Genomic DNA, 22,543 nt, shown 5'->3' on the forward strand with positions numbered 1-22,543 from the left:
CTACCCCTTGGCCTCCACTGCGGGAGGCCGGGCGTGAAGCAGATCCTCGAAGAACTCGAACGCCGCCGTGCCGAGGCGCGTCTTGGTGGCGGCGAGCGTCGGATTGCGTCGCAGCACGCCAAGGGCAAGCTGACGGCGCGCGAGCGGCTGGACCTGTTGCTGGACGAAGGGTCGTTCGAGGAGTTCGACATGTTCGTCGAGCACCGGGCGAGCGACTTCGGGATGGCCGAGCAGAAGGTGGCCGGCGACGGGGTGGTGACCGGCTGGGGCAACATCAACGGCCGGCTGGTGTTCGTGTTCTCCAAGGACTTCACGGTGTTCGGGGGGTCGTTGTCGAACGCCCACGCCCAGAAGATCGTCAAGGTGCAGGAGCAGGCCCTGAAGGTGGGCGCCCCGATCATCGGGCTGTTCGACGCTGGCGGGGCGCGGATCCAGGAAGGGGTGGACGGGCTGGCCGGCTATGCCGACATCTTCCTGCAGAACACCCTGGCCTCAGGGGTGATCCCGCAGATCAGCGTGATCATGGGTCCCTGCGCCGGCGGCGACGTCTATTCCCCGGCGATCACCGACTTCATCTTCATGGTGAAGGACACCAGCTACATGTACGTCACCGGCCCCGACGTGGTCCGGACCGTGACCCACGAGGAGGTGACCCACGAGGAGCTGGGCGGCTACCGGGTGCACGCCATCAAGTCCGGCGTGGCCGACGGGGCCTTCGAGAACGACCTGGAAGCCCTGACCCAGGTGCGTCGGCTGGTGGACTTCCTGCCGCTCTCCAACCGTGAGAAGCCGCCGGTGCGGCAGAGCTACGACGATCCGCTGCGCGAGGAGCCCAGCCTCGACACCCTGATCCCGGCCAACCCCAACAAGCCCTACGACATGAAGGAGCTGATCCTGAAGGTGGTGGACGAGGCCGACTTCTTCGAGATCGCCGACGGCTTCGCCAAGAACATCATCTGCGGCTTCGGGCGCATCGACGGCCAGCCGGTCGGCGTGGTCGCCAACCAGCCGCAGGTGCTGGCCGGGGTGCTGGACATCGATTCATCGCGCAAGGCCGCGCGCTTCGTGCGGTTCTGCGACGCCTTCGAGGTCCCGCTGGTGACCTTCGTCGACGTGCCGGGCTTCATGCCGGGCACCAGGCAGGAGCAGGGCGGGCTGATCCGCCATGGGGCCAAGCTGCTGTTCGCCTATGCCGAGGCCACGGTGCCGAAGATCACGCTGATCACCCGCAAGGCTTATGGCGGGGCCTATGACGTGATGAGCTCCAAGCACATCCGCGGCGACGTCAACTATGCCTGGCCCACCGCCGAGATCGCGGTGATGGGGGCCAAGGGGGCCGTGGAGATCATCTTCCGCAACGAGAGCCCCGAGGCCATCGCGCTGCGCGAGGCCGACTACAAGGCCCGCTTCGCCAACCCCTTCGTCGCCGCCTCCCGCGGCTATATCGACGACGTCATCATGCCCCACGCCACCCGACGCCGCATCGCCCGCGCGCTCAAGAACCTGCGCGGCAAGCAGCTCTCCAATCCCTGGAAAAAACACGACAATATCCCGCTCTGAGCGGCGAGGTGGATGACCGCAAGGCCCGTTAACCCATTCAGGCTGCATTCAGCCGCCAGGGCCCAGTCTGCCTCCTGAACCCGGCCCCCCGCCTTTGGATCGCGCCGGAAGGAGGTCACGATGAACAAGACTCTTACCGCCGCGGTCGCGGCCCTCACCGTCGCCGGCGCTGTCGCCGGCGCCGCGGTTCCGGCCCAGGCGCAGTCCTATCGCTACGACAACCGATACGACCGCCGTCACAACGACAACAACAAGACCGAGACCGCCATCGTCGCCGGCATCGTCGGCCTTGCCCTGGGCGCCGCCCTGGGCAGCTCCAGCCGAAACGACAGGTCGCGCTACGACCGCTATGACAACCGCTACAGCAACCAGTACGGCTATGGGTACGGCAACTCGTACGGCAGTTCCTACGGCTACGCCCAGCCTTACGGCTACGCACAGCCCTACGCCTACGCCCAGCCGCGCTATCGCGTCTGCACCACCCGCGAGCGGGTCTACGACCCGTATTCCGGTCGCCGGATGACCGTTCGCCGCGAGTACGCCTGCTAGGCAGGCCGACAACCACGCACACGTCACCCCTCCGGTCCCTCCGGAGGGGTTTTTCTTGTGCGCTCAGACGCCGAGCGTCGCGAAAACGTTATGGAACAGGCCGTTGCGCCCGGTGTTGTCGGTTCACCAAGCCTTCAGAACAGGGAGAATGATCCATGGCGGACCGTTGGACGGACGAACGTGAACCGTTGGACTGGCGCGAACGGCAGGAACGAGCGCAACGATACCGGCGCGGGGAGTACGGGGCCCAGGACTATGGATCCCAGGACTATGGCGATCGCAGCTTCCAGCCGCAGTCCGGCTACGGCCGGGAGGGCTCGCAGACACCGTCCGGTTACACGCGCGATGACCAGACGCGCGGCCCGGTGTTCGGCGAGCGCCAGACCGGGGCGGACTACACCGGACCCCGCTACGGCGCCGGTGGCTATTCCGGCTATAGCGGGCAGGACGATCGCGAGCGCGGCGGGCGGGTCCACGGCGACGATGGGCGTGAGCGGGTCTATCGCCCTGAAGCCCGCGTTGGCGCAAACCCCTACGGTGGCTTCTACGGATACGGCCAGGCACGGGTCGAGCGGCGGCCATCGCGCGACGATGAACATGCCTATCGCGTCGCCTATGGCGATCGTCATCCCGACGACGAGGGTCGCTATGACAGCCGCCGCGACGACCGGCGCGACGATGGCAGGGACCGCAATTTCTGGGAGCGGGCGTCCGAGCGGGTGGCCTCGTGGTTCGGCGAAATGGATGACGATCGCCGGCCCTCCGAGCGGGAGGCCCATCGGGCCGCCCATCGCGGCCGCGGACCCACCGGCTACAAGCGCTCCGACGAGCGGATCAGCGAGGAGGTCCACGACCTGCTGACCGATGACCCCTGGGTCGACGCCAGCGGCATCGTGATCAGTGTTTCGGCCGGCGAGGTGACGCTGTCGGGCACGGTCGTGGAACGCGAGGCCAAGCACCGGGCCGAGCGGGTCGTGGAGAACCTGGCCGGCGTGACCCATGTGCAGAACAATCTGCGGGTCCAGAAGGCCAATCCCCTGACCGACGCGGGCCGCGGGTTCGGCGACAGCGCCAGCGCCGCCCAGATGGGCGAGGCGTCGACCAAGCGCACGAACTGACCGCTTTCCCCTTCGCGTTTCGCTCCTAGATTGGCGGCGTGACGGGGTTCGCCTTCCAGCCCTGGCTCGACCGCTGGGAACTGGTTCCCGACGGCGAGGCCTTCTCGACCCCCTACACGGGGAGCCGGCTGCTGCCGGTGCGCCGCGAGGGCGCGCCGGCGATGCTGAAGCTCGCCACGGCGCCCGAGGAGCTGGCCGGCGGCGCGCTCATGGAATGGTGGGACGGGCAGGGCGCGGCGCCGGTGCTCGCCCGCCAGGGCGAGGCCCTGCTGTTGGAGCGGGCCACGGGCGGGCGTCCCTGGTCGAGATGGCCAAGTCTGACGATGGCGCCGCCACCAGGATTCTGTGTCGCGCGGCCATGGCGCTTCACGCGCCGCGCGCCGCCAGTCCTCCGGCGAGCCTGGTCCCTCTGCGCCGATGGTTCGCGGCGCTCGGACCAGGGACGGACCGGCACGGCGGAGTACTCGCCCTGGCCCACGCGACGGCGCAGGCCCTGCTGGATGCGCCGTGCGACGTTACGGTCCTGCACGGCGATATCCACCATGAGAACGTGCTCGATTTCGGGCCGAAGGGCTGGCTTGCCATCGATCCGAAGGGCTTGATCGGCGAGCGCGGCTTCGACTACGCCAACATCTTCTGCAACCCCGATCCCCTGGTCGCCGCGGCGCCGGAGCGGCTGCGCCGACAGGCGGAAGTGGTTGTCGAAACCACCGGCCAGGAACCCTGCCGGCTGCTGCAGTGGATCCTGGCCTATGCCGGCCTGTCGGCGAGTTGGACCCTGGAAGCCGCTAAGGGCCGCGACGAGGCGATGGCCGCGCTGTCCATCGCCGAGATCGCCGCCGCCGAGCTCGGCCTCTAGCCGCCCAGCCGCCAGCCGACCTCCGCGGCGAAGTCCTGGTAGAACTTCGGTTCGTAGGCGGCCTCGGGATCGCGCCGCACCCATTCATCCAGCTTGTGGGCGTCGTCGCCCACCAGGATGCGCCAGCGCTCAGCCTTGACGCCGTCCAGGATCACCTTGGCGGCGGCGGCGGCGGTCATGGGAGCGTCCTCCAGGAAGCGGCGGGCGGCCTCCACGCTGAGGGCGCGGATGGCGTCGTCGCTGACCTCGGTCATGTCCATGCCGGCCGCCGCGGCCCGAGCGCGGGCCGCCGCGATGTCCTCGGCCGACATCTCGTCGGAATCGACTCCCGCCTGCACCTTGCGGGAATTGGCGACGATGGAGGTGCCGATGTGGCCCGGCATCACCACCGAACACTTGATGTGCGGGGCGGTCAGCCGCAGGTCGGTGATCAGGGCCTCGGTGAAGCCCTTCACCGCGAACTTCGCCGCCGCGTAGGAGGTGTGGGATGTGTTGGGGCCGATGGTGGCCCAGAAGCCGTTGACGCTGGACGTGTTGATGATGTGCCCCTCGTCGGCGGCCATCAGCATCGGCAGGAAGGTGCGGACTCCCAGATAGACCCCGCCCCAGCAGACATTGAAGGTCTTCTCCCAGGCGGCGCGGCTGTCGGTGACCATGCTGCCGCCGCCGGCGATGCCCGCATTATTGAACAGCAGGTGGATGCGGTCAGTCTGCTGCTGTTCCTTCAGCTCCTCGCGGAAGGCGATGAGGGCGGCCTCCAGCGAGACGTCGGCGATATGGGTCGTGACCTTGGTGCCCTGGGGCGGGCCGTCAGCCTCGATCAGCCGCACGGTTTCGGCCATGGCCTTGGCCGAGACGTCGCACATGGCGACATTGCAGCCCTCGGCGACCAGCTGGCGGGCCAGTTCGCGGCCCATCCCCGTGCCGCCGCCGGTGATCACGGCGGTCTTACCTGCAAAGTCCTTCACGGCGTCGCCTCCCTGGCGTTGTTTTCCGGGAGTCTAGCGCGGTTTCCCCGCAGTCCGCCAAGGGGGATCAGGCCGGGGTCAGGTGGGCGTTGTCGCCCCGCTCCAGCGGATCGCGCAGGGGCTTGCCGTTCTGCACGAACTCCAGCGACACCGAGTTGATGCAGTAGCGCAGACGGGTCGGCGGCGGCCCGTCCGGGAACACGTGGCCCTGGTGGCTGTCGCAGCGGGCGCAGCGGGTCTCGATGCGGACCATGCCGTAGCTGACGTCGCGCACGCCCACCACGTGGGCTTCGTCATAGGGGGCGAAGAAGCTGGGCCAGCCGGTGCCGCTCTCGAACTTGGTCTTGGCCTGGAATAGCGGCAGGCCGCAGAGCCGGCAGCAATAGACCCCGTTCTCCTTGTTATCGAGCAGGCCGCCGCAGAAGGCGGCCTCCGTGCCGTGGTGCAGCAGCACCTCGGCCTCCTCGCGGCTGAGGCCGGCCTCGAGGGCCTGGCGTTCCGCCGCATCGGGGGCGGTGAGGTCGAATCCGGTGGGTGAGGAGGCGGCTGGTGTGCTCATGGGTCCCAATCTAAGTTGCCCGGCTTCGATACGAAAGTGCGCCGCCGGAGGATGCAGCCATGATCACCAGCACGACCCCCACCATCGCCAACCGCGAGGTCGCCGAGACGCTCGGCGTGGTCAGTGGAGAGGCCATCATCGGCGCCCATATCTTTCGCGACCTGTTCGCCGGCATCACCAACATCATCGGCGGCCGGGCCGGGGGCTATGAGAAGGCCCTGCGCGAGGCCCGCGACATCTCGATCCGAGAGATGTGCGAGGAGGCCCAGCGCCTGGGCGCCGACGCCGTGGTGGGCGTGGACCTGGACTATGAGACCCTCGGCGTCGACAACGGCATGCTGATGGTGACCGCCGCCGGCACCGCCGTGAAGCTGCGCTAGGATCTTATGTTTTCAAAGATTTTGATCGCCAACCGTGGCGAGATCGCGGTTCGGATCATTGGGACGTGCCGTCGGCTGGGGATCGCGACGGTGGTGGTCTATTCGGAGGCCGATGCGGATTCGCTGGCGGTGGAGCTGGCCGACGAGGCGGTGTTCATCGGCGGGGCGGCGGCCAGCGAGAGCTATCTGGTGGCCGACAAGATCGTGGCGGCGTGCCGCGAGACCGGGGCCGAGGCGGTGCATCCGGGCTTCGGGTTCCTGAGCGAGAACGCGGGCTTCGCCAGGCGGCTGGCCGATGAGGCGATCGTGTTCATCGGTCCCAACCCGGGCGCCATCGAGGCGATGGGCGACAAGATCCAGAGCAAGCTGTTTGCGGTGAAGGCCGGGATCTCGGTGGTGCCGGGCCATGTGGGCGAGATCGACGACACGGACCATGCGGTCAGGATCGCCGAGGAGATCGGCTATCCGGTGATGATCAAGGCCTCGGCCGGGGGCGGGGGCAAGGGCATCCGGGTGGCCTGGAGCCGCCAGGATGTCGAGGAGGGCTTTCCGGCGGTGCGCTCGGAGGCCAAGTCCAGCTTCGGCGACGACCGCATCTTCATCGAGAAGTTCATCCAGAGTCCCCGGCACATCGAGATCCAGGTGCTGGGCGACAAGCACGGGAACGTGGTCCACCTGTTCGAGCGCGAGTGCTCGATCCAGCGCCGCAACCAGAAGGTCATCGAGGAGGCGCCGAGCCCGCTGCTGGACGAGGCGACCCGGGCGGCCATGGGCGCCCAGGCCGTGGCCCTGGCCAAGGCGGTCGCCTACGACAGCGCCGGCACGGTGGAGTTCGTGGCCGGTCAGGACAAGAGCTTCTACTTCCTGGAGATGAACACCCGGCTGCAGGTGGAGCATCCGGTCACCGAGCTGATCACGGGCCTGGACCTGGTCGAGCAGATGATCCGCGTAGCCTACGGCGAGAAGCTGGCCTTCCAGCAGTCGGACCTGAAGATCAACGGCTGGGCGATCGAGAGCCGGATCTATGCCGAGGATCCCTATCGCGGCTTCCTGCCCTCGATCGGGCGGCTGGTCCGCTACGCCCCGCCCCAGGAGGGCAAGCTCGGCGAGATCGTGGTGCGCAACGACGCCGGGGTGCGCGAGGGCGACGAGATCTCGATGTTCTACGACCCGATGATCTCCAAGCTCTCGACCTGGGCGCCGACCCGGCTGGCGGCCATCGACGCCATGGGCCGGGCGCTGGAGGACTTCCACATCGAGGGCCCGGGCCAGAACATCCCGTTCCTGGCCGCGGTGATGGACCAGGACCGCTTCCGCTCGGGCCGGCTGTCGACCAACTACATCAAGGACGAGTTCCCGCAGGGTTTCCACGGAACCTCGCCCACCGACTTCCAGCGTGACCTGATGGCCGCCGTCGCCTGCGCCATGCACACCACGCTCACCGCCCGCTCGGCCCCGCAGCTGGTGCGCGACGAGTGGGTGGTGATCGAGAACGGCGAGCGCCGCCTGGTGCGGCTGGCCAATGGCGGCGACGCCTTCCGGATCGAGTTCCTGGGCGAGGACCGCAGGCTCTCCCTGACTGAGATCGCCTGGACGCCCGGCCAGCCGGTGTTCCGCGGCCGGCTGGATGGAACCGCCTTCACCGCCCAGGTCAAGCCGCTGGCCGAGGGCTTCGCCGTCCGCCATCGCGCCGCCTCAGCCCATGTCCTGGTGCTCACCCCCCGCTCGGCCGAGCTGCACGAGAAGCTGCCGCCGAAACAGGCCGCCGACACGTCGAAGATGATCCTGTCGCCCATGCCGGGCCTGGTGGTCTCCCTCGACGTCGCCGTCGGCCAGGAGGTCAAGACCGGCGAGCAGGTCGCCATCGTCGAGGCCATGAAGATGCAGAACATCATCCGCGCCGAGCGCGACGGAACCGTCAAGACTGTCGGGGCTGTGGCGGGAGCCAGCGTGGCGGCCGACGAAGTCCTCGTGGAGTTCGCGTGAGCCCGGTCTATATTCACCGCCTCGACGTACGGAACCTTGCGGCATGAACGGCCAGACCGACTGGGGCGCCTTGTTCTTCAATGCCCAGGGGCGCGTCGCGCGCACCCCGTTCCTGGTGGCCGCCGCCGTCTTGCTGGGCCTGGCGGCGCTGTATGAGTCGGTGATCGGGGTAACCGTAACCCTGCACTGGGTGACCGGCTGGTTCGTCTATCCGGCCCTGTTCTATTGCGGCGCCTGCGTGCTCTCCAAACGCCTGCACGACCGCGGCCGCTCGGGCTGGTGGGCGGCGGTGATCCTGTTCGGCACGGTGGCCATCTGGCCGCAGCCGGTGGGATTCTTTGACTTTTTGTTCGGTCTCGTGCTGGTTTGGGCCGCTGTGGAGCTCGGGGTGATGGCTGGGGAGGCGGGAACCAACCGCTATGGGCCAAATCCGTTGAGGGCCGCGTTGGCCTGATCTCGTCGTGGGGACGACATGTTCAGATTCTTGTTTAACCCGAACGGCCGTCTGCGGCGGGCGATCTATGGCCTGACGGGCCTGGTCTATTTCGGCATCCTGAACCTGTTCCTGGGCGCCTATGTCTGGTCGACCTACGCCATGGGCGCGGGATGGTGGATGCGCAGCCTCAGCGGAATGATCCATGAGCCGCAGGCCACGATAGGCCTGGCGCTCGGGGCCCTGCACTGGTCGATCCTGGGCTTCGCCGCGGTGATGCTGTTCGCCGGTTCCACCGCGTCCTTCCTGGCGCTTTCGAGTCGCCGCCTCCACGACATGGGTCAGAGCGGCATGTGGACCCTGCTGGTGTTCCTGCCGGGAGTCGGAGCGCCGCTGCTGTTCGCCGCGCTCTGCGTCTTCCCCGGCGATCCAGAGGCGAATCGCTACGGCCCCAACCCGCGGCGTCCGGCCCCCGCAGCGAAACCCGCGGCTAGAGCGGCGCCTCGGCGGGCGTAACCGCCTTCCAGATCCTCCCCCAGCGCGCAGCGCGGTTTGGGGGAGGTGGCTCGGAGCGAAGCGGAGAGACGGAGGGGGTTGAAGCGCATTGAGCGAGTCAAAGTCCCCCTCAGTCGGCTTCGCCGACAGCTCCCCCAGGAGGGGAGCATCTTGGGTTAGAAGACTGCCTAGAGCGGCGCCTCGGCGGGCGTAACCGGCCCGAAAACCTCGATAAAACTCGCCTTCAGGGCCGCGTCGGCCTCATCCATGGTCACCGGCAGGCCCAGATCGACCAGGCTGGTCACCCCGTATTGGGTCTGGCCACAGGGCACGATGCCGTCGAAATGGCCGAGATCAGGTTCGACGTTCAGCGAAATCCCGTGGAACGAGACCCAGCGGCGCAGCTTCACTCCGATGGCGGCGATCTTATCCTCTCGGGTCGGAAGGCCGGGGGCCCGGCGCTCCACCCAGACCCCGACCCGGCCCTCGCGAATCTCGCCCTCGACGTTGAAATGGCCGAGGGCGCCGACGATCCAGGCCTCCAGGCTCGCGACGAAGGCGCGCACGTCACGGCCACGCTTGGTCAGGTCCAGCATCACATAGGCCACCCGCTGGCCCGGCCCATGATAGGTGTACTGGCCGCCGCGGCCGCTCTCGAACACCGGAAAACGGTCGGGCGCCAGCAGGTCGCCGGCCTTCGACGAGACCCCGGCGGTGTAAAGCGGGGGGTGTTCCAGCAGCCAGATCAGTTCCGGCGCTTCCCCGGCCGCGATGGCCGCGGCGCGAGCCTCCATGGCCGCCACGGCCTCGAGATAGCCGACCGGCCCGCGCGAGATCGCCCAGCCGGCGGCCAGCCCGTCCGGGCGTCCGAAAATCGGGGCGGGGTTTAACACGTGGTCAAGCATGTCGGCTCAATGTGGGGGCAGGTGGGCCCAACTCAAAGCCTGCCCTGTATCTTAGGGTTTCAAAGGTTTTCCGTCTTGAGTCAGGTCAACGCCGTCAATGTCGAGATCTCGGTCCTGCTCGGCCGCTCGACTCTTCCCATGCAGCAGCTCCTGCGCATGGGCCGCGGCGCGGTGATCCCGCTCGACGCCGGGGTGAACGAGGAAGTCTGGATTCTGGCCAACAACCATCCCGTCGCCCGCGGGGAGATCCAGATCAATGACGATCGCATCTCGATCGCCGTCACCCGTGCGGCCAATGTGTACGACTTCATGGCCGGCGGGCAGTAGGGCTTTCCAAAGCGCTGGAGGTTTGCTACCTGCCGCGCCTCACCACGAGCGGTCGTGGCGGAATTGGTAGACGCGCAGCGTTGAGGTCGCTGTGGGGCAACCCGTGGAAGTTCGAGTCTTCTCGACCGCACCAGTGAATCAAGGTCTTCAACAGCCATAGAGCAAACCGTCAGTCCGAAAGCCCAGGGAGGTCCGCATGAGCCGCGAAACGGCCGACCTGTCCGAAGCCCGTGACGACATCGCTCCTGATCTGGAAGAAGACCTGGAAGACCTCGCGTTAGGCGAGGACTACGCCCTAAATCCGGACTTCGTCGCGATGGTGGTGGACGCCGCCGATCGCGGCGACGCCGAGCGCCTGCGCGAGCTGCTGGGCGCCCTGCACCCGGCCGACGTGGCCGATCTGATGGGTTTCCTGTCGGCCGACTACCGCGAGGAGATCTTGGCGCACCTGGCGCCGGAAGCCCTGGCCGAGATCCTTTCCGAGCTCGACACAGACATCCGCGAGGAGGTCCTGGAGACCGTCTCGCCCGGGGTGCTGGCCAAGGCGCTGGAGGAGCTCGATTCCGACGACGCGGCCGACGTGGTCGACGACCTGGAGGACGACAAGCGCGCCCAGGTCCTGGCGGCCATGCCCGAGAACGAGCGGACGGCCATCGAGAGCTCGCTCAGCTACGAGGACGAGACCGCTGGGCGCCTGATGCAGCGCGAGGTGGTGGCGGCCCCGCAGTTCTGGACGGTCGGCCAGACCATCGACCACTTCCGCAAGGAGGCCGACGACCTGCCGGAGCTGTTCTTCGACGTATATGTGGTCGATCCCAGCTACCGGCCCGTGGGCGCCTGTCCGGTCAGCCATCTGCTGCGCGCCCGCCGCGACACGCCGCTGGCCAGCATCATGGAGCCCGTCACCGAGATCCCGGTCGGCATGGACCAGGAGGAGGTGGCCTACATCTTCGACAAGTACCACCTGATCTCGGCCCCCGTGGTGGAGCCCGGCGGGCGGCTGGTGGGCCAGATCACCGTCGACGACATCGTCGGCGTCATCCAGGACGAGAGCGAAGAGGACATCCTGGCCCTGGCCGGCGTGTCCGACGCCGGCCGCAACGCCGACATCCTCGACATCATCCGCGCCCGGCTGCCCTGGCTGATGGTCAACACCGTCACCGCCGCCCTGGCCGCCGGCGTGATCCGCGCCTTCGAGGGCGAAATCGGCAAGCTGGTGACCCTGGCGGTGCTGATGCCCATCGTGGCGTCGCTGGGCGGCAACGCCGGGACCCAGGCCCTGGCGGTCGCGGTGCGCGCGCTCGCCAGCAAGGAGCTGTCGGACGTCAACGCCTACCGCGTCGTCGTTCGCGAGATGGTGGTCGGCCTGGCCAATGGCGCGGCCCTGGCGGTGGTCACGGGCGGCGTCGTCTACGCCCTGTTCGGCAATGTCCTGCTCAGCGTCACCTTCGGCCTGGCCCTGGTCATCAACCTGTTCGTGGCTTCCCTGGCCGGGGTCCTGGCGCCGCTCGCCCTGGAGAAGATGGGGCGCGATCCGGCGGTCTCGTCGTCGGTCTTCGTCACCTTCGCGACAGACTTCACAGGTTTCTTCGCCTTCCTGGGCCTGGCGGCGCTGATCCTGATCTGATCGGCCCCTATCTTGCGGGCCGAGGGGGTAGCGCCCCGGCGCCTGTGTCAGGATGGGTCATGTCGACCATGAAACCGCGTCATCGGATATCCCGCGCCGCGATCGATCTGATCAAGCGGTTCGAGGGATACCGCCGCAAGTCGGCCCAGCTTCCGGGCGGCGGCTGGACGATCGGCTATGGCCACACCCTGACGGCCCGCGAAGGCGTCGAGGTCTCGGAGAGCGACGCCGAGGCCCTGCTGCTCTACGACCTGATCGCCGTCGCCCACGCGGTGAATGAGCACGTCTTCGCCCCACTGACCCAGAACCAGTTCGATGCCCTGGTCGCCTTCGCGTTCAATATCGGCGTCGAGAACTTCCAGCGTTCCTCGGTCCTGCGCCGCCTGAACGAAGGCCAACTTCTGCAGGCCGCCTGCGCCATGGAGCTGTGGCGCAAGGCTGATTTCGACGGCGAGCGGATCGTGGTCGACGCCCTGGTGCGTCGCAGGTCTGTCGAGAAGACCCTGTTCCTGACCCCGCCGGGCGGCTTCGTACCCGCGCCGACGCCGATCCTGCCGCCCAATGTGGACATGGATTCGCAAGGGGTCGTGCCCCGCCAGGTTCCCACCGCCCTGACCGTGCCCCTGGACGGCGAGCATACCTTCATCGAGCGCGACGAAGTCCTGCCGCCCCCGGTCGAGCCGGACGAGGGCGAGGCCAGCCCCGCGCTCAGCGCGGCTGAGGCGGTCACCTCGCGACTGTCGACCATCTTCGCCGAGCCACAGGCCGCCGAGCCGCCCGGGCCCGAGGCGCAAGACGCCCTTGTGCTCACCCCGCCCGAGGAGGACTTCAGCCGCGAGGCGTTGAACCGCGTCGCGCCGGAGACGCCCGAGCCGGCAAACGAGCCCGAGCCGAGCCTGTTCGATCCCCCGCTGACGGTCGCCAACGATCTCGTCGAGGCGCCTGCCGCATCGGAACCCGAGCCTGAACCCGTCACCGGGCCGGAGGCCGCGGTGGAAGCTCCCACCGCCGAGACCGCGGCCGACGAGCCCATGGTTCTGCTGCGGGAGCCGGCGCGGGCCAAGCCTTCGCTGCTGGTCCCCGCCGTCCTGGCGGTGGCCGGGATCGGCATCTTCAGCGGCGGCGTCCTGAGCGGCGTCAACAACATGAACACCCTGGCCTGGATCGCCGGCGTGATCGGCATCGGCCTCTTCGCCGTGGCGGTCTATCAGCTGCTGGACCGTCTCGGACAGGTGGAGCCCGACGAGGCCTTCGCGTACGAAACCGACGACGAAATTGACGCTGCGGAAGACGACCGCGACCAATAGCAGCGGGCCGGTTCCGCACCGGCGCCGCATCATGCTAGGGCTTCGCCCATGGCGCGAGTCCTCCCTCTGTCCTGCTGTTTGGCCCTGCTGGCGCTCGGCGGCTGCGCGAGCCTGAGCGGTCCGGCCTGTCCCGTGGGCCAGGAGCCCATGCGCACCGCCCAGCTCTTCTTCGGCCGCAACATCGGCCACAAGCCCGGGGTGTCGGAGGCCGACTTCCGCGCGTTCGTCGACCAGGAGCTGACCCCGCGCTTCCCGGAAGGCCTCACCGTCCTGGACGGCGGCGGCCAATGGAAGGGCGACGAGAACAAGATGATCCGCGAGGCGTCGAAGGTGGTCGTCCTGGTCCTGCCCCTGCGGGGTGATTCCGGCGACAAGCTGGACGCCGCGCGCCGGGCCTATGTCCGCAAGTTCCACCAGGACTCGGTGATGCTGGTCACCCAGCCGGCCTGCGTGGCGTTCTAGTCCAACCCTCCGGCCATGGTCCGCAGGGCCTCGGCCGTGGCGGTGTCGGCCGGGAAGAAGGTCTCCAGCGTCAGTTCCTGCAGGGTCACGTCCACAGGCGTGCCGAACACCGTGGTGGTGCTGAAGAACGACAACACCCCGGCCGGAGTGTTGAGCTGGAAGGGGATCGCCACCCCGCCATACTCGTCCGAGGCCTTGCGCGGCGGCTGGCCGCCGGGGATGGGATAGGCCCGGAGCTCGGTCAGCAGCTGGCCCAGGCGCGCATCGGCGGTCAGCTCGACCTCCCGGCGCAGGCGGTCCAGCAGATGGGCGCGCCACTCATGAAGGTTGGCCACCCGCGCCGCGAGGCCCCTGGGGTGCAGTGTCAGGCGCAGGACGTTGGTCGGCGCGGCCAGCAACTCGGGATCGACCCCGTCCAGCAGCATCGGAATCATACGGTTGGCGCTGACCAGGTTCCAGCCGCGGTCGACAGCGAGGGCCGGGAAGGGTTCGTGGCCCTTCAGGATAATGTCCACAGCCCGGCGAGCGGCGGCCAGCGCCGGGTCGTCCAGGGCCCGCTGCGGGAAGACCGGCGCGAAACCGGCGGCGACCAGGATCACATTGCGCTCCCGGAGCGGGATTTCGAGCTGGTCGGCCAGGCGCAGGACCATGTCGCGGCTCGGCTGGGCCCGGCCGGTCTCGAGGAAGCTCAGGTGGCGCGTGGAGATCTCGGCGTCGAGGGCCAGGTCGAGTTGGCTCAACCGGCGGCGCTGGCGCCACTCCCGGAGGTGGTCGCCCACCGCGGCTGCAGATGACATGCTCATGCCGGGACCATACCGAGGCCGGCTTCCAGGCTCCATGACCTCGCAGGTAATGGGCAAGCGAGAGGCCGCCGAGGGCGCCCCCCCCGGCGGCCTCTCCACAGTAGGGCCGTGTCGCGCGCACTTGCGAGCCTCTCCAGGGCTCCGCAATCCTCAGCGATCGGTCGGCGACTGATGTGCTTGACGGAAGACCAACGCCTCGCTGTGGCCCTGGTGCTGATCGAGGGACTATCCTATCGAGAGGCCGCTTCGGTGTTGGGGACGCCGAAAGGCGCCCTGACCAGCTGCCGGGTCTGGGAACGTAATGCGATATTGGCCCGCCTGGGCGGCGAGGGGAGCGCGGCATGAGCCGGATCACCGACGAGATGATCGCCCGCTATGTGGATGGCGAACTGGACGCGGTAGGCGTGGCCGCCGTTGACGCGGCCGTGGCGGCCGACCCAGCCCTGGGCGCCAGGATCGTGCGCGAGAGCCACCTGCGCGCCGTCGCGGCCCGGGCCCTGGGCGACGTGCTCACCGAGCCGGTTCCCGAGCGGATGCGCCAGGCCGTGGAAGCCAGCGCCCGCAGCGCCGAGATCATCAAGCTCGACTTCAAGAAGCCGCGAGGCGGACCCGTCGCGCCCGCGGCCCCCAAGCCCTCGCGATTGCCGGCCTGGGCCGCGGCGGCGGCGTGCCTGGTGGTGGGGATGCTTGTGGCCCAGGCCTTCGGCATGATCACGACCAAGCCCTTCGAAACCGCGCCCCGGGCGGGCCAGCCCGCGTCCGCGGCCCTGACCGTGGCCTTGGACCGCAAGCTCTCGGGCGAGGCGGGCCTGGTGCAGGTCGGCCTCAGCTTCCGTGACGGCGGCGGCCAGGTCTGCAGGACCTTCCAGATCGACCGGACGGCCGGCGTCGCCTGCCGGCGCGAGAGAGGCTGGAGCGTGCGGATGGCGACCGGCGCGCCCGCCGCGCCCGCCGGCGGGAGCGGCGACTATCGGATGGCCGCCCCGGCGACCCCGCCGGCAGTGCTGGAAACCGTTGACGCCATGATCGCCGGCGAGCCCCTGGACCGGCCCCAGGAAGTCGCCGCCCGCAAGGCCGGCTGGAAATAGGCTCCAGACATGCGAAGGGCCGGCCCATTGTCGGGGCCGGCCCTTCCATTGTCGGACCGCGTCGCGGTCCCGAAACCCAGTCGCTTACTTGGAGACCTCGTAAGCGGAAGCCCAGGTCGCGGTTTCCACTTGCGGATGAAGACAATGAGACACTGGTCACCTCCTTTCAGCTGATTGAACAGGACCCCTAATATGGGGGTGGAATTCCCGAGTCGCAAACCCTGGCTGCGTCACTTGCGAAAGTTACGATCACTTGCGCGTTGACGCAGCTCCGTGACGGGAAGGGTCAGCTTGTCCAGCGCTTCCAGGGTCGCCTTGTAGCCAGCGGCGACGGCGGGATCGTAGGCGGACCAGTCGCGGATCTCGACCCCGGTCACGTCCGGGGTGATCAGAACGTCGGTGGCCTCCCGCGCCGCGGCCAGGTCGCGTCCGGTGGAAACCGTCGCGGCGCGCATCAGCAAGGAAACGATCGGCGGCCCCTTTCGCCAGTCGCCCGACCAGAGCCAGCGCCAGACCGAGGCCGGGCGGGCCACGTCGTCGGCCATGATAGAGCGGCCGCGGCTCACATCGACGCCGACGATTGGGCCGATCTGGGAGATGCGCATGACGTCGGCCGGGAAATTCTTCATCACCGCGCCGTCGACCAGGACGTGGTCGTCCTCGGTCGTGGCCGGCGGCATCACCCCCGGCAGGGCGATCGAGGCGCGCAAGGCGTCGCGCAGCAGCCCGCTCTTGTGGAGGTGATAGGTGCCGGTGGTGAGGTCCGAGGAGACGCAGAAGAACGGCAGCCACAGGTCGGCGATATGGGTGTCGCCGAAATGCTGGGCTAGGCGCTCCTTGACCTTGCCACCATGGGTCATGGCCAACAGGGGCAGGGCGATGTCGTCGAGGGGACTTGTGTTGACGAAGGCGTCGCGGATGCGGAGGTCCATCTCCTCGCTCTGCCAGCCGAGCGCGAGGCCCGCCCCGATGATCGCCCCCATGGACGAGCCGCCGACGAAGTCGATCGGCACCCCACGCTCGCGCAGGGCGTTGATCGCACCCACGTGGGCGTAAGCCCGCGCGCCGCCGCCCGAGAGCACCAGGCCCACCGATTGGCCGGTGAGCACCCGGGCGATGCGCTTGATGTCCTCGCTATTGTCGCGCCGCAGGTGGAACAGGCGGGCGGGCTTTGCCGCGGCGACCCAGGCCTCGGAGCCCCTGGGCGTCTGGGTGGTCTTCTTCTGGATCAGGATCAGGTCGACCAGGTGCTGAGCCTGCAGGGGCTCGGTGGCGACGCCGTCCTTCGGCGGCGCGGTGTCGCCCTTGCCGACCCGGAACAACCGATCGACCTGGCGGCCCACCACCTGCCGCCAGCCCTGGTCACCGGCCTCCGCCACATAGAGCACCACCTCATAGTCGCGCTCCACCCCCGAGAACCATTCGGTGGGTGCGTTCTGGGCCTCGGCGCCGACCACGGTGACCGTATAGCCGAGCCGGCCAATTTCGCGGGCGATCTTGTCCACGACGGCCCGCAGCGGCGTGGGCTCGCCGAGGCAGACGAAGCCGAACACCGAGGGTACGCCCACCGAGGCCTTGGTGGCGGCCTGGCGCGACCGCAGGATCATCAGCTTGGCCAACTCGATCATCACCGAGCCGTCGGTGTCGCAGGCCTCGAAGAAGACGTCCCGGGGCAAGGCGTATATCTCGGAGTCGCGCAGGGCCACCACCTGGGCCGAGTGCGGCGCTCCGGCGATCAGCGACATCTCCCCGGCCGGCTCGCCGGGCCGGATCACGCCGAGGAACTGGGTCTCGCCACCCTCCTCGCGCCGGAAGGCGCCCAGACGCCCGGCGCGCACCAGATAGAGGTGATCGGCCGGTTCCCCGGCCTTGTAGAGGGTCGCCCCGCCCGGCAGGGAAAACCACGTGGCGTCGCCCTGGGCGCGCTCTTCGTTGAAGAGGCGCGCCAGCGCCGAGTCGGACGGGATGTCGGGCAGGGTGGCCACGCGGGGAGCCTAGCTTGCGTCGCCGTCGCCCGCTATGGCTTGGCCTGATCTCCACGCCCAGTTCGGCGTTCTAACAGCGCCATAGGAGTGCGCCGCATGACCAACCCCATCGCCGACCCCCTGGTCGAGGTCCCCGACACCGACGCAGCTTCCGGGCTGGTCCTGATCGAGGCCACCCCGGAGGGCGTCGCCACCGTGACCCTGAACCGCGCCGCGCGCCGCAACGCCTTCGACGACCACCTGATCGCCGCCCTGCACGAGGCCTTCGAGACCCTGCAGGGCGCCGAGGGCGTGCGGGTGGTGTTTCTGCGCGGAGCCGGCGGCACGTTCAGCGCCGGCGCCGACCTGGAATGGATGCGCGACGCCATCGAGCGGTCCGAGGCCGATAACCGCGAGGACGCGCTCGCCATGGCCGTGATGCTGAAGAGCCTGCGCGACATGCCGGCCCTGACGGTGGCCCTGGTCGAGGGCGGCGCGTTCGGGGGCGGGGCCGGCCTGGCGGCGGCCTGCGACCTCGCGGTCAGCACGGCCGACGCCAAGTTCAGCTTTTCGGAGGTCCGCCTGGGCCTGATCGCGGCGACCATCAGCCCCTATGTGGTGGAGGCCATCGGCCCGCGGCAGGCCCGGGGCCTGTTCGCCACCGGCCGGGTGTTCGACGCCGCCTATGCCGACAAGATCGGCCTGGTCACCGAGGTGGTGGCCGACACCGCCGCGCTCGACGCCGCGCGCGACCGTATCGCGGCCGAGATGATGGCCTGCGCCCCCGGCGCGGTCGAAGCCTCGAAGAAACTGGTGGATGATGTCGCCCATCGTCCCGTCGAAGACGTGATGGAGGAGACCGCCAAGCGCATCGCCCGCGCCCGGGTGGGCGAGGAGGGGCAGGAGGGCGTCCGGGCGTTCCTGGCCAAGCGCAAGCCCAACTGGGCGGTCTGAGACCCGGTGAGCCTGCATCTGATCAAGCTGGTGGTCGGCTGCGACACGATCCAGGACCTGCTCGACTGGCATAAGGACCCGAGCGAGCCCTGGATCATGCGCACGCGCCAGACGCCCAAGCGGGCCGCCGACCTGCTGGACGGCGGCTCGCTCTATCGGGTGTTCCGAGGCGTGATCCTCTGCCGCCAGCCGATCCTGGCGGTGACCACGGTGGGCGAGGGGGTCACGGCCCGCTGCGAGGTGACGGTCGATCCGAACCTGGTCCGCGTGGCGCCGACCCCGCGCCGCGCCTTCCAGGGCTGGCGCTATCTGGAACCCAAGGACGCCCCGCCTGACCTGGCCAACGCCGCTGACGGCGACATCCCCACCGACCTGGCCCGTCGTCTGCGCGAGGCCGGCGCCTGGTAGGCGCGCGTCAGTTCACCCTACGCGACCGTCCGGCCCAATAGGGCTCGCGTAGCTCCCGGCGCAGGATCTTGCCCGACGCGTTGCGGGGCAGGGCGGCGATGAAGTCCACGCTCTTCGGCGCCTTGAAGCCGGCGATCCGGCCGCGAGCGAAGGCGATGATGTCGTCCGGCGTCGGCGCGGTCCCCGGCTTGGGGACGACGATGGCCTTCACCGCCTCGCCCCACTGGTCGTCGGGGACTCCGATCACCGCGACCTCGAGCACGTCCGGATGACCGTAGACGGCGCTCTCCACCTCGGCCGGATAGATGTTCTCCGCCCCGGAGATGATCATGTCCTTCACGCGGTCGTGGATGAAGAGATAGCCGTCCTCGTCGAGATAGCCGGCGTCGCCGGTCCGCAGCCAGCCATCCGCCCCGACCGTGGACGCCGTCGCTTCAGGCAGCCCCCAGTAACCCGCCATGTTGGAGATCGACCGCACCGCGACCTCGCCGACCGTATGGACCGGCAGGCTGGCGCCGGCCTCGTCGACGATCTTCAGCTCCACCCCCGGCATGGGCAGGCCCGCGGCGCGCATCCGCGGCGTTCCGGCCGGATCGTGGTCCTCGGGCGGCAGATAGACGATGGTGCCACAGGTCTCGGTCATGCCGTACTGCTGGACGAAGCCGCAGCCGAACACCTCCATGCACTCGCGGAGCAGGTCCAGCGGGATCGGTGAAGCGCCGTAGAGGATGTACTTGAGGCGGCTGTAGTCGACCTCCCGCGCACGGGGCTGGCGAACCACGATCTGCAAGGCCGCCGGGACCATGAACATCTTCGAGATGTGGTCGTTCTCGATGTAGTCCAGCACCTTGAACGGGTCGAATTCCCGGGCCACTACGCCCTTGGCGCCATTCACGAGCCCCACGATCCCCCAGCCGGTGCCGCCTATATGGCCGACGGGCATGGCCACCAGGCTGATGTCGCTGGCGCTCCAGCGGTTCCAGGCCAGCTGGGCCTCGGCGGCCTTGCGCCGGCCGCCCAGGATGTTGCGGTGGCTCAGCATCGCACCCTTGGGCCGACCGGTTGTTCCGGAGGTGTAGAGCTGGACGGCGACCTCGGTCTCGTCGATCGGCATCTGCGGGTCGGTGGGGGGCTGGGCGTCGCGCCAGGCCTCGAAGCCCGGCTCCATCGGTACGAGGGTCAGGTCGGCCAGGTCCGCGGCGGCCTGGCGCGCCAGCTCGGCGACCTCGGGACCGAAGAACAGCATCCTGGCGCCGGCGTCCTCCAGCACATAGGCGATCTCGGGCGCGGCGAGGCGCCAGCCAATCGGGGCCATGACCACCCCGACCTTCAGCGCCCCGAACAGCAGTTCGAAATAGTGGTCGCTGTTCTTGCCCAGATAGGCGATCCGGTCGCCGCGGCTCAGGCCGGCCGCCAGCAGGGCCTGGGCGACCTGGTTCACGTGGGCGTTGAACGCCGAGTAGCTGGTTTCCCGCCCCTCGAAGACCAGGGCCGTCGCCTCCGGCCGGTGGAGGGCGTGATAGCGGGCCACGTCGCCGAGGGTCGGCATGGCGTCGAAGTCGACAGCCTCCTCGCGGTCCTGTTCAGCGATCATCCGGGGGCCCTCCACGCGTCCCGGATTGCTTCCGGGTTTGCGAAGGATTGCGCCACCTGACGCCGCGCCAGGCAAGCTATCGGAACCGATAGTGGCTATTCGGCCGGGACCTGGCGGGCCGGGTTGAAGTTGAGTCCTATGTAGCCGAGCGCCGCGGCCTCGCGGACCGCCTGCGAGCGGCCCACCACATGCAGCTTCTCGGCGGCGTTCTTCAGGTGGAAGCGGACGGTCGGGGCGGAGATGCGCACCAGCTCGCCGATCACGGCGTCGGTCTTGCCGGCCGCCGCCCACTTCAGGCACTGGATCTCTCGGCGGGTCAGCATGGCGCCGCGGGCCGAGGGCAATTTGCCCCGGGAGTCGTGATAGGCGCCCATGAACCGCAGGGCCGCGGCGTGGAGCCGCGGCGCCTGGGCGGCGAAGATCTCCGCGACCTCCACGGCCGGGTCGGGACTGGCCCAGACCACTGCGGCGATCACCCCGCCAGGCAGATAGGCCGGGGCGATAATGGCGCGGGCCACGCCATGGTCGCGGCTGGCGCGGTCGGCGGCGATGGCGTCCAGTCCCCGGGTCGGTCGCCAGGTCGCGAGCTTGCCGTCGGCATAGTAGAAGGGTTCGGCCATGTAGCGCGCCGCCTGGACGAACGGTGACTTCAGGGCGAAACCCCGATCCTTCCAGTATTCCAGCTCGGGATCGAGCCAACGGAAGACCGTCTCGGCGAAGGGCCGTCCGCCGCGATCCACCATCGGTTCGGGACTCGACAGGTCTCCGCTGACGGCGATGAAGGGAAGGCCCATTTCGCGGCCCAGGTCGGCGATCTCGGCGGCATATACGCTGACGAGGTCCGGGAGGTCAGGCTCCTTGTCGTCCATTGGGCCCTCCCTGTCGGCGCCTGGCGGATGTCGGAAGCTATCATTCCCGATAGCTTGATTGCGAGCCCGCCTTGGTCACAAGCGAGGGTCGGCGCCGTTTCAGCGTCCGAAGAGGATCTCGCAGATGGACCTGGACCTTACGCCCGAGGAGGCCGCGTTCCGCGACGAGGTGCGGGCTTTCCTGGCGGCCTCTCTAACCCCGGAGCTGCGCAAGGCCGGCCGGCGAGCCACCAGCGTCTTCATGCACCGAGACTACAGCCTGGCCTGGCAGAGGATCCTGCACGCCCGCGGCTGGGCGGCCCCGAGCTGGCCGGTGCAATTCGGCGGGCCGGGTTGGAACGAGATGCAGAAGTCCATCTTCGCGGCCGAATGCGCGCGGGCCGGCGCGCCCAGCCTGGCGCCCATGGGCCTCCGAATGGTGGGGCCCGTGATCATGGGCTACGGCACGGCCGAACAGAAGGCCCACTACCTACCGCGCATCCTCTCGGGCGAGGACTACTGGTGCCAGGGCTATTCCGAGCCTGGGGCCGGGTCCGATCTGGCGGCCCTCAAGCTGGCCGCCCGGCGCGACGGCGACCACTATGTACTCTCCGGCTCGAAGCTGTGGACGACCCACGCCCACTGGGCCAACCGCATGTTCTGCCTCGTGCGCACCCTGGCCGAGGGTAAGCCCCAGGCGGGGATCACGTTCCTCCTGCTCGACATGGACACCCCAGGCATATCCGTGCGGCCGATCGTGACTTTGGCGGGCGAGCATGAGGTGAACGAGGTTTTCTTCGACAATGTCCGGGTCCCGGTCGCCGGTCGGGTGGGAGACGAGAACAGCGGCTGGACGGTCGCCAAGTACCTGCTGGAGTTCGAGCGCGGCGGCGGCGGGGCGGCGGGACTGAAGGTCGGGCTCGAGCGCCTGACGCACCTCGCCCGCGAGGAAGCCTCCGATACGGGCGCTCGGCTGATCGACGAACCGGCGTTCAGGGCCAAGATCGCGGGGCTGGGCGTCGCGATCGAGGCCATCGAGATGACCGAGCATCGCGTCCTGGCCGCGCTCGCCGCCGGCAAGTCCCCGGGCCCTGCCGCGTCGATGCTCAAGACCCAATCGACGGAGGCCATGCAGCAACTGGACGAGATCGCGCTGGAAGGACTGGGTTGCTACGCGGCGGTCGATCAGAAGGCCGCCCGCGAGCCGGGCTCCAACCTCCCAATTGTCGGGCCTGAGCACGGCCTGGTGGTCACGGCCAGATACCTCAATGACCGCGCCGCCTCGATCTATGGGGGCTCCAACGAGATCCAGCGGGACATCATGGCGCGCCTCGTCCTGGGGCTCTGAG

General features: G+C 68.9%; 23 protein-coding genes, 1 tRNA gene and 1 pseudogene. 18 read left to right on the top strand and 7 right to left on the bottom strand.

Annotated elements, in window-relative coordinates; genetic code table 11:
- Positions 1 to 33 precede the first annotated feature (33 nt).
- From M9M90_RS09350 to M9M90_RS09365, 4 genes and pseudogenes are all read left to right on the top strand, one after another.
- Positions 34 to 1,560, top strand: coding sequence for an acyl-CoA carboxylase subunit beta (locus M9M90_RS09350; protein WP_254836886.1), 1,527 nt, complete (start codon positions 34 to 36; stop codon positions 1,558 to 1,560).
- 120 nt (positions 1,561 to 1,680) lie between these two features.
- Positions 1,681 to 2,109, top strand: a complete 429-nt coding sequence (locus M9M90_RS09355; protein WP_254836887.1) for a hypothetical protein — start codon at positions 1,681 to 1,683, stop codon at positions 2,107 to 2,109.
- Positions 2,110 to 2,264: 155 nt separating this feature from the next.
- Entirely contained in the window at positions 2,265 to 3,227 is a 963-nt protein-coding gene (locus M9M90_RS09360; protein ID WP_254836888.1) for a BON domain-containing protein, read from the top strand.
- Between the two features lie 38 nt (positions 3,228 to 3,265).
- Positions 3,266 to 4,086: pseudogene (locus M9M90_RS09365) on the top strand (aminoglycoside phosphotransferase family protein).
- Here M9M90_RS09365 and M9M90_RS09370 read toward each other — a convergent pair.
- Both M9M90_RS09370 and msrB read right to left on the bottom strand, forming a co-directional pair.
- Positions 4,083 to 5,054, bottom strand: coding sequence for an SDR family oxidoreductase (locus M9M90_RS09370; RefSeq protein ID WP_254836889.1), 972 nt, complete (start codon positions 5,052 to 5,054; stop codon positions 4,083 to 4,085). The pseudogene M9M90_RS09365 and the gene M9M90_RS09370 sit on opposite strands and share 4 nt — an antisense overlap.
- A gap of 67 nt (positions 5,055 to 5,121) precedes the next feature.
- A complete protein-coding gene (gene msrB / locus M9M90_RS09375; RefSeq protein WP_254836890.1) occupies positions 5,122 to 5,613 on the bottom strand; it encodes a peptide-methionine (R)-S-oxide reductase MsrB in 492 nt (163 codons plus the stop codon).
- 59 nt (positions 5,614 to 5,672) lie between these two features.
- Here msrB and M9M90_RS09380 point away from each other — a divergent pair, with 59 nt between their 5' ends.
- From M9M90_RS09380 to M9M90_RS09395, 4 genes are read left to right on the top strand one after another with little or no spacing between them, the layout of a single operon-like run.
- A complete protein-coding gene (locus tag M9M90_RS09380; protein ID WP_254836891.1) occupies positions 5,673 to 5,993 on the top strand; it encodes a heavy metal-binding domain-containing protein in 321 nt (106 codons plus the stop codon).
- 6 nt (positions 5,994 to 5,999) lie between these two features.
- Positions 6,000 to 7,979: an acetyl/propionyl/methylcrotonyl-CoA carboxylase subunit alpha gene (locus tag M9M90_RS09385; protein WP_254836892.1), complete on the top strand. Its 1,980-nt coding sequence runs from the start codon at positions 6,000 to 6,002 to the stop codon at positions 7,977 to 7,979.
- Between the two features lie 43 nt (positions 7,980 to 8,022).
- On the top strand, positions 8,023 to 8,433 hold the full coding sequence (locus M9M90_RS09390; RefSeq protein WP_254836893.1) for a DUF805 domain-containing protein: 411 nt from the start codon (positions 8,023 to 8,025) through the stop codon (positions 8,431 to 8,433).
- Between the two features lie 18 nt (positions 8,434 to 8,451).
- The gene (locus M9M90_RS09395; RefSeq protein ID WP_254836894.1) at positions 8,452 to 8,928 is read left to right on the top strand and encodes a DUF805 domain-containing protein; all 477 of its coding nucleotides are present in this window, start codon (positions 8,452 to 8,454) and stop codon (positions 8,926 to 8,928) included.
- A gap of 167 nt (positions 8,929 to 9,095) precedes the next feature.
- On the opposite strand, the gene lipB is transcribed toward M9M90_RS09395, so the two are convergent.
- Complete coding sequence (gene lipB, locus M9M90_RS09400; RefSeq protein ID WP_254836895.1) at positions 9,096 to 9,812, bottom strand: lipoyl(octanoyl) transferase LipB; 717 nt, start codon at positions 9,810 to 9,812, stop codon at positions 9,096 to 9,098.
- Positions 9,813 to 9,887: 75 nt separating this feature from the next.
- Here lipB and M9M90_RS09405 point away from each other — a divergent pair, with 75 nt between their 5' ends.
- From M9M90_RS09405 to M9M90_RS09425, 5 genes are all read left to right on the top strand, one after another.
- A complete protein-coding gene (locus M9M90_RS09405; RefSeq protein ID WP_254836896.1) occupies positions 9,888 to 10,139 on the top strand; it encodes a FliM/FliN family flagellar motor switch protein in 252 nt (83 codons plus the stop codon).
- Positions 10,140 to 10,187: 48 nt separating this feature from the next.
- A tRNA-Leu gene (locus M9M90_RS09410) sits at positions 10,188 to 10,272 on the top strand.
- A gap of 63 nt (positions 10,273 to 10,335) precedes the next feature.
- On the top strand, positions 10,336 to 11,766 hold the full coding sequence (mgtE, locus tag M9M90_RS09415; protein WP_254836897.1) for a magnesium transporter: 1,431 nt from the start codon (positions 10,336 to 10,338) through the stop codon (positions 11,764 to 11,766).
- Positions 11,767 to 11,825: 59 nt separating this feature from the next.
- A complete protein-coding gene (locus M9M90_RS09420; RefSeq protein ID WP_371876915.1) occupies positions 11,826 to 13,073 on the top strand; it encodes a glycoside hydrolase family protein in 1,248 nt (415 codons plus the stop codon).
- A 48-nt stretch (positions 13,074 to 13,121) separates the two neighbouring features.
- Complete coding sequence (locus M9M90_RS09425; protein WP_254836898.1) at positions 13,122 to 13,535, top strand: DUF3574 domain-containing protein; 414 nt, start codon at positions 13,122 to 13,124, stop codon at positions 13,533 to 13,535.
- Here M9M90_RS09425 and M9M90_RS09430 read toward each other — a convergent pair.
- Positions 13,532 to 14,332 carry a helix-turn-helix domain-containing protein gene (locus M9M90_RS09430; protein ID WP_254836899.1) on the bottom strand — a complete coding sequence of 267 codons (801 nt, stop codon included), beginning with the start codon at positions 14,330 to 14,332 and terminating at the stop codon, positions 13,532 to 13,534. The two genes, M9M90_RS09425 and M9M90_RS09430, sit on opposite strands and share 4 nt — an antisense overlap.
- Positions 14,333 to 14,446: 114 nt before the next feature.
- Between M9M90_RS09430 and M9M90_RS09435 the strand changes: the two genes are divergently transcribed.
- Positions 14,447 to 14,683 carry a sigma factor-like helix-turn-helix DNA-binding protein gene (locus M9M90_RS09435; RefSeq protein ID WP_256549244.1) on the top strand — a complete coding sequence of 79 codons (237 nt, stop codon included), beginning with the start codon at positions 14,447 to 14,449 and terminating at the stop codon, positions 14,681 to 14,683.
- Positions 14,680 to 15,426: an anti-sigma factor gene (locus M9M90_RS09440; protein ID WP_254836901.1), complete on the top strand. Its 747-nt coding sequence runs from the start codon at positions 14,680 to 14,682 to the stop codon at positions 15,424 to 15,426. Before M9M90_RS09435 ends, M9M90_RS09440 begins: the two co-directional genes overlap by 4 nt.
- 230 nt (positions 15,427 to 15,656) lie before the next feature.
- Here M9M90_RS09440 and M9M90_RS09445 read toward each other — a convergent pair whose 3' ends face one another.
- Positions 15,657 to 17,411: a patatin-like phospholipase family protein gene (locus M9M90_RS09445; RefSeq protein WP_254836902.1), complete on the bottom strand. Its 1,755-nt coding sequence runs from the start codon at positions 17,409 to 17,411 to the stop codon at positions 15,657 to 15,659.
- 96 nt (positions 17,412 to 17,507) lie between these two features.
- On the opposite strand from M9M90_RS09445, the gene M9M90_RS09450 reads away from it, so the two are divergent.
- Together M9M90_RS09450 and M9M90_RS09455 are read left to right on the top strand one after the other, a co-directional pair.
- Positions 17,508 to 18,344: an enoyl-CoA hydratase-related protein gene (locus M9M90_RS09450; protein ID WP_254836903.1), complete on the top strand. Its 837-nt coding sequence runs from the start codon at positions 17,508 to 17,510 to the stop codon at positions 18,342 to 18,344.
- 6 nt (positions 18,345 to 18,350) lie between these two features.
- The gene (locus M9M90_RS09455) at positions 18,351 to 18,752 is read left to right on the top strand and encodes a DUF1489 domain-containing protein (protein ID WP_254836904.1); all 402 of its coding nucleotides are present in this window, start codon (positions 18,351 to 18,353) and stop codon (positions 18,750 to 18,752) included.
- Between the two features lie 7 nt (positions 18,753 to 18,759).
- On the opposite strand, the gene M9M90_RS09460 is transcribed toward M9M90_RS09455, so the two are convergent.
- Together M9M90_RS09460 and M9M90_RS09465 are read right to left on the bottom strand one after the other, a co-directional pair.
- Entirely contained in the window at positions 18,760 to 20,346 is a 1,587-nt protein-coding gene (locus M9M90_RS09460) for a fatty acid--CoA ligase (RefSeq protein ID WP_254836905.1), read from the bottom strand.
- A gap of 95 nt (positions 20,347 to 20,441) precedes the next feature.
- Entirely contained in the window at positions 20,442 to 21,215 is a 774-nt protein-coding gene (locus tag M9M90_RS09465; protein WP_254836906.1) for a LuxR family transcriptional regulator, read from the bottom strand.
- A 124-nt stretch (positions 21,216 to 21,339) separates the two neighbouring features.
- Between M9M90_RS09465 and M9M90_RS09470 the strand changes: the two genes are divergently transcribed.
- Positions 21,340 to 22,542 carry an acyl-CoA dehydrogenase family protein gene (locus tag M9M90_RS09470; RefSeq protein WP_254836907.1) on the top strand — a complete coding sequence of 401 codons (1,203 nt, stop codon included), beginning with the start codon at positions 21,340 to 21,342 and terminating at the stop codon, positions 22,540 to 22,542.
- Position 22,543 lies beyond the last annotated feature (1 nt).

Source organism: Phenylobacterium sp. LH3H17, from assembly GCF_024298925.1.
Taxonomy (GTDB): domain Bacteria; phylum Pseudomonadota; class Alphaproteobacteria; order Caulobacterales; family Caulobacteraceae; genus Phenylobacterium.